Annotated in this window: 1 protein-coding gene; it reads left to right on the top strand. The window is 27.5% G+C overall.

The window, feature by feature from the left end; all coding sequences use genetic code 11:
• Positions 1–28: 28 nt before the first annotated feature.
• The gene (locus FGM02_RS16500; RefSeq protein WP_139959603.1) at positions 29–550 is read left to right on the top strand and encodes a hypothetical protein; all 522 of its coding nucleotides are present in this window, start codon (positions 29–31) and stop codon (positions 548–550) included.
• Positions 551–665: the final 115 nt, after the last annotated feature.

Genomic DNA, 665 nt, shown 5'->3' with positions numbered 1-665 from the left:
AACCTTATACAAAAACGTTGTAGCTAATATGAGAAAAGTTCTAATTTTAATAAATTTATTATTATTAATTGGTTGTAAAAACGACTGGATTAAAAGAGCAAATACTCAGGCGAACGAAATAGATGAAATAGTCAGACTCATTAAAGATTTTGACACAGTTATCAATAATACGGAATTAAGAGTTAGATATCTTGAAAATGGAAATAGTAAAAAAACGCAATCCTATTTGAAAGTTGGAGAATTTTTAGAAATCAACTCTGTCTTCTACATGCATGACTCCTTGATATTTCTCAAATCTCTGAATGGTATCGATCCAATAATCAATAAGGGAAACAGAGATGAAAACTCGATAGCCTATTTAATCGATAAAATTACATATTTTAAAAATAAGGAATGCGGAATCTATAAGGAGAGAAGGATTAAAATTAACAATATGGATGATTTAGATTCTCTTCAAAAAGAATTGGTTAAAATTGAATATAAGATTAATAAAATTGGAAAAGATGAATATTTTGAATTAACAAAAGAGATAGACAGACTAAAATACTAGCCACAACACCGCATCCAGTTAATGTGGGTTTTTATGGTTTACTTTATAGGATTCTGTTTTTTTTCTATATCATTTCTACTTGTTTTTCTATTTTTAGATCGACTAAGAAGAAAAC

This window comes from Flavicella sediminum (genome assembly GCF_006381105.1).
In the GTDB taxonomy this organism is placed as follows: Bacteria; Bacteroidota; Bacteroidia; order Flavobacteriales; family Flavobacteriaceae; genus Flavicella; species Flavicella sediminum.
The sequence above is the reverse complement of the archived record's forward strand: the minus strand, read 5'-3'. Positions and strand labels throughout refer to the sequence as shown.